The organism is Flavobacterium sp. (assembly GCF_020217025.1).
In the GTDB taxonomy this organism is placed as follows: domain Bacteria; phylum Bacteroidota; class Bacteroidia; order Flavobacteriales; family Flavobacteriaceae; genus Flavobacterium.
Genome location: NZ_JAIWOF010000061.1, coordinates 1 through 10000, shown reverse-complemented (window position 1 = coordinate 10000; position 10000 = coordinate 1). Strand labels below are relative to the sequence as shown.

Annotated in this window: 8 protein-coding genes; 5 read left to right on the top strand and 3 right to left on the bottom strand. The window is 33.0% G+C overall.

The features are described 5' to 3' along the window. Positions 1-1713: thiamine pyrophosphate-dependent enzyme (locus LDL23_RS02860; protein WP_291264361.1), on the bottom strand; the 1713-nt coding region annotated here is incomplete at its 3' end. A gap of 115 nt (positions 1714-1828) precedes the next feature. On the opposite strand from LDL23_RS02860, the gene LDL23_RS02855 reads away from it, so the two are divergent. Further along, complete coding sequence (locus tag LDL23_RS02855; protein ID WP_291264360.1) at positions 1829-2374, top strand: hypothetical protein; 546 nt, start codon at positions 1829-1831, stop codon at positions 2372-2374. Here the strand turns inward: LDL23_RS02855 and LDL23_RS02850 are convergent. Continuing rightward, a complete protein-coding gene (locus LDL23_RS02850; RefSeq protein ID WP_291264359.1) occupies positions 2371-2721 on the bottom strand; it encodes a hypothetical protein in 351 nt (116 codons plus the stop codon). The two genes, LDL23_RS02855 and LDL23_RS02850, sit on opposite strands and share 4 nt — an antisense overlap. A gap of 87 nt (positions 2722-2808) precedes the next feature. After that, complete coding sequence (locus LDL23_RS02845) at positions 2809-3783, bottom strand: polyprenyl synthetase family protein (protein WP_291264358.1); 975 nt, start codon at positions 3781-3783, stop codon at positions 2809-2811. Between the two features lie 162 nt (positions 3784-3945). On the opposite strand from LDL23_RS02845, the gene LDL23_RS02840 reads away from it, so the two are divergent. The 4 genes from LDL23_RS02840 to LDL23_RS02825 form a co-directional block, all read left to right on the top strand. Continuing rightward, positions 3946-4542, top strand: coding sequence for a TetR/AcrR family transcriptional regulator (locus tag LDL23_RS02840; RefSeq protein ID WP_291264362.1), 597 nt, complete (start codon positions 3946-3948; stop codon positions 4540-4542). A gap of 3 nt (positions 4543-4545) precedes the next feature. Further along, entirely contained in the window at positions 4546-5886 is a 1341-nt protein-coding gene (locus LDL23_RS02835) for a TolC family protein (protein ID WP_291264357.1), read from the top strand. A gap of 4 nt (positions 5887-5890) precedes the next feature. Next, positions 5891-6958 (top strand): efflux RND transporter periplasmic adaptor subunit, encoded by a 1068-nt coding sequence (locus LDL23_RS02830; protein WP_291264356.1) that lies wholly within the window; start codon positions 5891-5893, stop codon positions 6956-6958. 29 nt (positions 6959-6987) lie between these two features. Next, positions 6988-10000, top strand: a 3013-nt coding sequence (locus LDL23_RS02825) for an efflux RND transporter permease subunit (RefSeq protein WP_291264355.1), incomplete at its 3' end; no start/stop codon positions are given.

Below are 10000 nucleotides of genomic sequence, written 5' to 3'. Positions count from 1 at the left end.
AATTAACTTTGTAATTTTACTGATGAATTTCTTATCAGCAGGAAGTTCAGTGATAGTTTTAGCAATTTCTGCTAATTGATTTTTATCAAACTTAGTGTCGAATTTTTGTAGCATTACATCATCCGAAACTTGTTTGTAACCTTCCCACTCATTTTCCATGAACGGAGTAATTACGGTTAAGTCTTTTTTACGAGATGCTTCCAAATTCTCATCTAATTTTGCTTTATAAGCTTCTTCCAATTCTTTTACATATCCCGTAGAAATTACATTTTCCTGAATTAATTTTTCAGCATAAATATCTCTAGGGTTTTTGTGTCTAGAAATCGCTTTATATAAAATTGGTTGTGTAAAACGAGGCTCATCACCTTCGTTGTGACCATATTTTCTATATCCTAATAAATCGATGAAAACGTCTCCACCAAATTCCATACGGTAATCTAAAGCAAACAACATTGCATGCACCACCGCTTCTGCATCATCTGCATTTACGTGTAAAACTGGCGACAAAGTTACTTTAGCGATATCCGTACAATAGGTTGACGAACGTGCATCTAAATAATTCGTTGTAAATCCAACTTGGTTATTGATTACTAAATGGATTGTTCCACCTGTTTTATAACCATCTAACTTCGCCATTTGAATAATCTCATACACAATACCTTGACCAGCTACAGCGGCATCACCGTGAACAGCGATTGGTAATACTTTTGAAAAATCGTCAGCGAAATATCTATCTTGTTTTGCTCTTGTGATTCCTTCAATAACGGCACCTACTGTTTCTAAGTGCGAAGGATTTGGAGCTAAATTTAAGTTGATTTTTTTACCTGAATCTGTTAATCTATCAGAAGTCAACCCTAAGTGGTATTTAACGTCACCATCAAAGTTAGCATCTTCGTCGTAATCTTTTCCGTCAAATTCAGAGAAGATATTTTGAGTGTTTTTTCCAAAGATGTTAGCTAACACATTCAAACGACCTCTGTGTGCCATTCCCATTACGAATTGCTCTACACCTCTATCAGCCGCACCTTCAATTAATGCATCTAAAGCTGGAATTGCCGCCTCACAACCTTCTAATGAGAAACGTTTTTGACCTACATATTTGGTATGTAAGAAGTTCTCGAAAGAAACCGCTTCGTTTAATTTCTTAAGAATGTGTTTCTTTTGGTCAGCCGAAAAATTAGGTTGGTTATCGTTGATATCTAAACGATTTTTAATCCATTCTTGAACTTTAGGATCACGAATGTACATAAATTCCACTCCGATTGACTGACAGTATACATTTTCTAAATGTTTGATAATATCAGCTAACGAACTTGGCTTCATGTTTACCATTTTAGCAGCATCAAAAACCGTATTCAAATCAGCTTGCGATAATCCGAAATTTTCAAGAGCCAATGAAGGTCCGTGAACTCTTCTATCTCTAACCGGATTTGTTTTTGTGAATAAATGACCACGGGTTCTATATCCTTCAATTAATTTTAGAACATTGAACTCTTTTTGCATTTTTTCAGAAATTTCACCTAAATCACCCGAAGCTACTTGAACTACTTGTGCGGCAAATTCTTCAGAACCATAACCTGCTTGTGCAAAGTCAAATCCTTGAAAAAAACTTCTCCAGCTTGGCTCTACGCTATCTGGATTTTGTAAATATTGATCGTATAAATCGGCAAAGAAAGCCGTATGTGCAGCGTTTAAAAAGGAAAACCTATCCATAGTGTGTTGTCTAAAAGACCTTTTAATTAAAAATTTACGCAAAAGTAAAACATTTTATGATAATCTTTCAAGGATTTTTATACTTTTATAACATTAATTTTTTCAAAATGGAATTATGAAAAAGAATTTCGTAATAAATTTAACATTTTTGTTAACTATTGTGGTTTTATTTAGTTTTAAACCTGAAATTTATGCACAAGAAAATACCGAAAATAAAACAAAAAGTGATTTTTGGAAACATGTTCAATTTGGTGGCGGATTAGGTTTAGGAGTTGGCAATGGCTATGCCGATATTATGGTGGCACCAAGCGCTATTTACAACTTTAACGACTATGTAGCATTAGGTTTAGGAGCACAATACAGTTATGTAAAACAACGTGATTTTTATAATGCCAACATATATGGAGGAAATTTAATTGCTTTATTCAATCCCATCGAAGAAATTCAAATTTCAACTGAATTAGAACAATTAAGAGTGAATAGAACTTTTAATGATTCTTTCGGAAACGATTCTCAAGATTTTTGGAATACGGCTTTGTTTTTAGGAGCAGGGTATCGTAATGATAATATAACTTTAGGTATTCGATATAATGTTTTACACCGAGATAGAGATAATATTTATGCTGAGGCGTTTATGCCTTTTGTGAGAATTTATTTTTAATACTTATTACGAAACCAAACCTTTTGCCACTCTCTTTTTAAAACCAAAAAAGCAACTTGTTCTGACAATTCCACTAAATCGGAACCATCTAATTTTTTGATTTGCTCTTCTGGTACATCTATAATGTAGAGTAAATTCAAATATTCAGCAAATTTGTATTGAATGAGTTTGTAAATTTTTTCTTGAACCAAATTCTTAAATTCAAACGGAAAAATACTTTCTGGAACATCTAAAGATTCATTCGCCAAAGCAAAATCTTTATTCACTTGCTCAATCAATTTGAAGTACAAATGTTCTTCTTCGGCTTGCGAAATTAAAGCATCAATATTTGCTGGTGGATTATACATATTCAAGTTCAATTACAAGTTCAAAAATCAATACCAATTACAAGTTTCAAATTTGAACTTTGAACTTGATATTGTCATTGCACTTGATTACACGTTTCTTCCCATTAAATTCTCACCAAAAGCTTTTAAAATAGCTTTCTTTTCAGTTTCGATATCCATTTTTTCTAGCGTTTCAAATGCTTTATAAGTGAAATCTTGAATCGCTTTTTTAGTAGCTTCGCTTGCTCCAGAAGTGTTAAAAATGGCTTTTACAGATTCAATTTTATCGTTATTATCTGATGGCTGAATCGAAAACAAATGCAACAATTGTTGTTTTTCTTCAGGTTTTGAAAACTCAATTGCTTTTAAGTATAAATAAGTTTTTTTGTTTTCAATGATATCGCCACCCACTTGTTTTCCAAAAGTTTCTGGATTGCCAAAAGCATCTAAATAATCGTCTTGTAATTGGAAAGCTATTCCTAAATTCAATCCAAAATCATAAATCAAATCCGCATTTTCATCTGAAGTTTCGGCAACTATTGCTCCCATTTTCATCGCAGCACCAACTAAAACAGCAGTTTTATATTCAATCATTTTTAAATATTCTGGAATCGTAACATCATCACGTAGTTCAAAATCCACATCATATTGTTGGCCTTCACAAACTTCTAAAGCCGTTTTACTGAATAATTTGGCTAGATTTTGGAATGTTTTAGGCTCATAATTTTCAAAAAACTGGTATGCTAAAATCAACATCGCATCACCTGATAAAATTCCAGTATTCAAATCCCATTTTTCATGAACGGTTTGATTGCCTCTTCGTAAAGGCGCATCGTCCATAATATCATCGTGAATTAATGAAAAATTATGAAAAACCTCAACCGCAGTAGCCGCAGGAATTGCTTTTTCACAATCCACATTAAAAACTTCACTAGCCATTAGTGTTAAAACAGGACGCATTCTTTTTCCGCCAAGCGACAAAATATACTCGATGGGTTCGTATAAATTTTTAGGTTCTTTATTGGAAACAATTTGCGAAAAATGATTTCCCATTTTTTCTTGATAATACGATATAGAATGCATTGCTTGAATTTTTTGCTAAAATACTTCAATATTCTGAAACGACACGAATATATCAAATGTTAAATTTATGTAAAAACATTGGAAACTATTTTGGTGTTAAAAGTTTCCAACATACATTTGTACCCGAAAATAAAATCCATTAAAGGCGATTTTAGAGAAATGATGAAAGATAAAATTATAAATAAAGCGAAAGAAATGTTTTTGAGACTTGGTTTCAAGAGCATTACTATGGATGATATTGCTTGCGAGATGTGTATTTCAAAAAAAACGATTTACAAATATTTCAGTAACAAAGACATCCTAATCGAAGAAAGTATCCAGATGGTTCACAAAGAAATTCATGAAACAATTGACAAAATTGTTGCACAAAATTTTAACGCTATTGAAGAAAATTTCGAAATCAAGAGAATGTTTAGAGAAATGTTTAAATCAGCTGAATCATCACCTATTTATCAGCTAAAAAAACACTATCCTGAGGTTTATGCAAAAGCTTTAAGTTCTCAAATTGAAGTATGCGAAAAATGTTTTAGAGATAACATTCTAAAAGGCATCAATGAAGGTTTATACCGAGAAAATTTAGACATTAACAATTATGTAAAATTTTACTATACCCTAATCTTCAACATCAATGAAAATACTGCTTCAGGTATTGAAGCTGAAGAGTTAGAAGTAAAAGCTTTGGAATATCACATTAGAGCAATGGCAACATTGGCTGGAATTATAGAATTAGAAAAACACCTTAATAACCCAATTATATAAACAATGAAGAATACAATCCTCATAACATTATTAACTTTTACACTGTCGGTAAGTGCGCAAGAAGTAGCACCACTAACATTAAAAGATGCCATCACTTTTGCGCTTGAAAACAAAGCAGAAGCTAAGAAAGCTAAATTAGAAGTAGAAAATAGCGAGTATAAAATTCAAGAAGTTCGTTCGAGAGCTTTACCGCAAATTTCGGCTAATGGAAGCATGACATACAATCCTATTCTTCAATTAAATGCTTTACCAGGCGATTTCTTTGGAGCTCCAGGAACTACAATTCTAGCACCACTTGGACAAAAATGGAATTCTGTGGCTGGAGTTTCTTTAAATCAAGCTTTGTTTGACCAATCGGTTTTTACAGGTTTAAAAGCGGCAAAATCTACCAGAGAATTTTACCAAATAAACGCGCAATTAACTGAAGAACAAGTTATCGAACGTGTTGCAAATGCGTATTATCAAGTATATGTGCAACAACAAAAACTTATTGTGGTTGATAATAACTTGAAAAACACAAACAAAGTAAAAGACATCATCAAAGGGCAATTTGAAAATGGTTTGGCTAAAAAAATTGATTACGACAGAATTACGGTTCGTGTGAACAATATCAATTCACTTCGTCAGCAAATTTTAAATGCGATTTCGCTGCAAGAAAATGCATTGAAATTTTATATGGGAATGCCAATGGAAAACAAAATCATCATTCCTAATACCGCTTTTGAAGTTACACCACAAGATTTATCATCAACAGCCGATGTTACAGGAAGAACCGAATATTTGTTACTTAAAAAACAAGAACAATTATTGACGTACCAAAAAAAGGCAGCTCAAGCGGCATATTATCCAACACTTTCATTAACCGGAAGTTACAACTATATTGGTCAAGGTCCAGAAATGCCATTATTTGCAAAACCAGCTGATGGCGTTTATTGGTCAGACTTTTCTTCTATAGGATTAAGTTTAAGAGTTCCATTATTTACAGGATTTGGAACAAGAGCAAAAGTAAGACAAACAAACAACGCATTAAGTTCGATAAAAGTAGATCTTGATGACACAAAATTAGCTTTGGATTTAGCGTTTGATAATGCAAAAAAACAACTTGAAAACAGTTTGATTACCATCAACAATCAAAAAGAAAACGCACAACTTGCGCAAGAAGTTTTTGATAATACCAATAACAATTATACACAAGGATTAGCTGCATTAACCGATTTATTAGATGCTGAAAATGCATTGGTTGAAGCACAAAACAATTATACCAGTGCTATTTTAGAATACAAATTAGCAGAAATTCAATTCATAAAATCAAAAGGCGAACTAAAAAACTTATTAAACCAATAATCAAATGAAAAAAATAATTTATATCGTTTTAGGTGTAGGACTAGTAGGAGCTACAATAGTAACTCTTATGAACAACAAAAAACAAAATGAAGCAGATACTGCTATTGTTGCTCAAGAAAATAGTAGTGTTGCTGTTCGTGTAGCAACAGTTGCAACAAATCCTGTTGAAGATAACTTTATTGCTAATGGAAACTTCTCGCCTGACCAAGAATTGGAAATGGCTGCAGAACGTTCAGGAAAAGTAATTTCTATTTTGGTTAAAGAAGGAGATAGAATCGTAAAAGGTCAAACTATCGCTATCATTAGAGGTGATGTTGTTAATGTAGAAGCAGAAACAGCTAATGCTAATTATCAAAATGCTCTTAACGATTACAACCGATTCGAAAGTGCTTACAAAACTGGAGGAGTTACAAAACAACAATTAGATCAAGCTAGAATCAACATGATTAACGCTAAGTCTAGATTAACTCAAGCTAATATTAATGTTGGTGACACAAGAGTTAAAGCTCCTTTCGGAGGAATTATCAATAAAAAATTCATTGAAGTTGGAGCTATATTGAGCGCTATGCCACCAACAAAAATGTTTGAAATTGTAAATACAAGCTCGTTAAAACTGAAAGTAAATGTTAGTGAGCGTCAAGTGGCACAATTAAAAATTGGTTCGGTTGTAAAAGTAAAAGCAAGTGTTTTTCCTGACAAGGAATATACTGGAAAAGTAACTTTTATTGCTTCAAAAGCAGATACTTCTCTAAACTTCCCTATTGAAGTGGCAATTACAAACAATGCTAATAACGAAATAAAAGCGGGAATGTATGGTTCTGTAGTTTTTGGTGCTCCAGAAGGAAAACAACCTGAATTGATGACAATTCCAAGAAGTGCCTTTGTAGGAAGTGTTAGTAGCAACCAAGTTTATGTTGTGGAAAAAGACATTGCCGTTATGAAAAAAGTAGTAGCCGGAAGAGTTTTTGGAGATAAAGTTGAAATCTTAAGCGGCTTAAACAATGGGGATGTTGTAGTAACAAGTGGTCAAATAAACTTAAGTGATAGCACTAAAGTTTCTATAGTAAAATAATAAAAAGACGCTTACTTAAAACCGATTATATGAAAATTGTAGATATATCAATTAAAAGACCTTCTATGGTTATCGTACTTTTTACGATACTATTATTAGGTGGACTATATAGTTATAAACAGTTGAGTTATGAGTTAATTCCAAAATTTGAAATTAACGTTGTAACCGTTTCAACTGTTTATCCTGGAGCTTCTCCAAGTGAAGTGGAAAACACCGTAACCAAGAAAATTGAAGATGCGGTTTCTACCATGGAGAACATCAAAAAATTAGAATCAAAGTCATACGAAAGTTTATCGGTAGTAATGATTACATTAACCGCTGATGCGGATGCCGATTATTCTTTAAATGATGCTCAACGTAAAATCAATGCAGTTTTAAAAGACTTACCTGACGATGTTGATCCGCCTTCATTAAGTAAATTCTCTTTGAGCGATTTACCAATTATGACCATTGGAGCAACAGCAAGCATGGATGAAATTGCTTTTTATGACTTGTTAGATAAAAAAATTCAACCAATTGTTTCTCGTGTTCCTGGTGTGGCACAAGTTAACTTAGTTGGTGGTGAAGAAAGAGAAATTAAAGTAAGCTTAGATGCAACTAAATTACAAGGATTTGGATTATCAGTTCCTCAGGTGCAACAAGCTGTTTTATCTTCAAACTTAGATTTCCCTACAGGTAATATTAAAACTAGAGAAAACAGTACAACCATTCGTTTATCTGGAAAATATAAATCAGTTGAAGAATTACGAAATTTAGTTGTTGCTTCAAACAATGGCGTTCAAGTACGTTTGGGTGATGTGGCCGATGTTCAAGATGCCCAAAAAGACGTAACTAAAATCTCAAGAATTAACGAGAAAGGATCAATCCTTTTACAAGTTATTAAACAATCAGATGCAAATGCCGTTGAAGTTAGTAAAAAAGTAAAAGAAGCAATTGCTAAAATTGAACAAGATTATGCAAAATCAAACTTAAAATTAAAAGTTGCAAACGATAGTAGTGAATTTACCTTAACTGCTGCCGATAATGTAATGCACGATTTATTTCTTGCTATCTTTTTAGTTGCATTTGTAATGTTATTCTTCTTACACAGTTTACGTAATGCTGCTATCGTAATGGTATCGATTCCAGCTTCGTTGATTGCTACTTTTATTGGAATTTCATTAATGGGATACACGTTAAACTTAATGAGTTTACTTGGTCTTTCGTTAGTAGTGGGAATCTTAGTAGACGACGCGATTGTAGTATTAGAGAACATTCACCGTCACATGGAAATGGGTAAAAATAAAGTTCGCGCTGCTTACGATGGTGCGGCTGAAATTGGATTTACCGTTACCGCTATTACTTTAGTTATCGTGGTGGTATTCTTACCAATTGCCATGAGTACTGGATTAGTTTCTAACATCATTACGCAATTTTGTGTTACAGTAATTATTGCTACATTATTGTCGTTATTGGCTTCCTTTACTATTGTGCCTTGGTTATTCTCACGTTACGGAAAATTAGAACATTTAAATAAAGAATCGTTTTTTGGAAAAATTATTTTAGGTTTTGAAAACTACCTAGATAAATTCACTCACAAAGTAACAGACATTTTAACTTGGTCTTTAAATTACAAAAAAACAACGTTAGCAATCGTTACTGTTATTTTCTTTGGTTCAATTTTCGGACTATTAGGAGGTGGATTTATTGGTGGTGAGTTCTTCTCTAAAACCGATAAAGGCGAATTCTTAGTTCAAATTGAAATGCCAAAAGATGTTTCTGTTGAGCAAACCAATTTTATGACTCAAAAAGCGGAAGCTTATCTAAAAAAAGATAAAAATATCGTTGATATGATTACCACAGTAGGTCAAACTAGTGATGGTATGGGAGCTACGCAATCTACTGCTTACAAAGCTGAAATTTTGATTTCTTTGGTTGAAAAAGCAAAACGTGATGACAACTCGTTTATATATGCAGCTAAAATCAAACGTCAATTAGAAAAAGAATTAGTAGGAGCTAAAGTAAAAACAGTTCCTATGGGATTATTAGGTGCCGATAAAGCTCCAATTGCTTTAACTGTTACAGGTCCAAATTTTGATGATGTAATGCTATTTGCTCAAAAAGCAGCTGCTGAATTGAAAAAAGTGCCAGGAGCATCAGAAGTAAAACTAACTTCAGAAGCTGGTAATCCTGAAATTAAAGTTCAGGTGGATCGTGATAAAATGGCAGCATTAGGATTAAACCTTCAAACAGTTGGTTTAACAATGCAAACCGCTTTCAACGGAAATACTGATGGAAAATTTAGAGCAGGAGAATATGAATATGATATTAACATCAGATTCAATGAATATGATCGTTCTAACATTAATGATGTAAACAATCTGATTTTCGTAAACAACATGGGACAACAAATCAAATTATCTCAATTTGCAGAGGTAATTGAAAGTTCAGGTCCAAGTATGTTAGAAAGAAGAGACAAAAGTACCTCGGTTACGATTGAAGCACAATCTGTAGGTAAACCATCTGGTACTATTGCAACCGAATGGGAAACAGTATTCTCAAAAATGGAACGTCCAACAGGAGTTAATTATGTTTGGGGTGGAGATATGGAAAACCAAACTGAAGGCTTTGGTACTTTAGGAATTGCGTTACTTGCTGCTATTATTTTAGTTTACTTAGTAATGGTTGCCTTATATGATGACTTTGTAACACCTTTTGTAGTATTGTTTTCTATTCCATTATCATTTATTGGAGCGTTATTTGCTTTGGCATTAACTAATAATTCACTTAATATTTTCACCATTTTAGGTATTATTATGTTAATTGGTTTAGTTACGAAAAACGCTATTTTATTAGTTGACTTTGCCAATCATAGAAAAGATGCAGGAGAATCAACATTCAATGCATTAGTTCAGGCAAACCATGCTCGTTTACGCCCCATCTTAATGACAACAATTGCCATGGTAATAGGGATGATTCCTATTGCGCTTGCAAAAGGTGCTGCAGCAGAGATGAATAATGGTTTAGCTTGGGTAATTATTGGTGGTCTGATTTCCTCTTTAT

Bases quoted from the DNA above. Each gene is read 5' to 3' on its own strand.
- LDL23_RS02840 (WP_291264362.1), top strand. From the start codon at position 3,946: ATGAAAGATAAAATTATAAATAAAGCGAAAGAAATGTTTTTGAGACTT.
- LDL23_RS02855 (WP_291264360.1), top strand. From the start codon at position 1,829: ATGAAAAAGAATTTCGTAATAAATTTAACATTTTTGTTAACTATTGTG.
- LDL23_RS02830 (WP_291264356.1), top strand. From the start codon at position 5,891: ATGAAAAAAATAATTTATATCGTTTTAGGTGTAGGACTAGTAGGAGCT.
- LDL23_RS02850 (WP_291264359.1), bottom strand. From the start codon at position 2,721: ATGTATAATCCACCAGCAAATATTGATGCTTTAATTTCGCAAGCCGAA.
- LDL23_RS02835 (WP_291264357.1), top strand. From the start codon at position 4,546: ATGAAGAATACAATCCTCATAACATTATTAACTTTTACACTGTCGGTA.
- LDL23_RS02845 (WP_291264358.1), bottom strand. From the start codon at position 3,783: ATGCATTCTATATCGTATTATCAAGAAAAAATGGGAAATCATTTTTCG.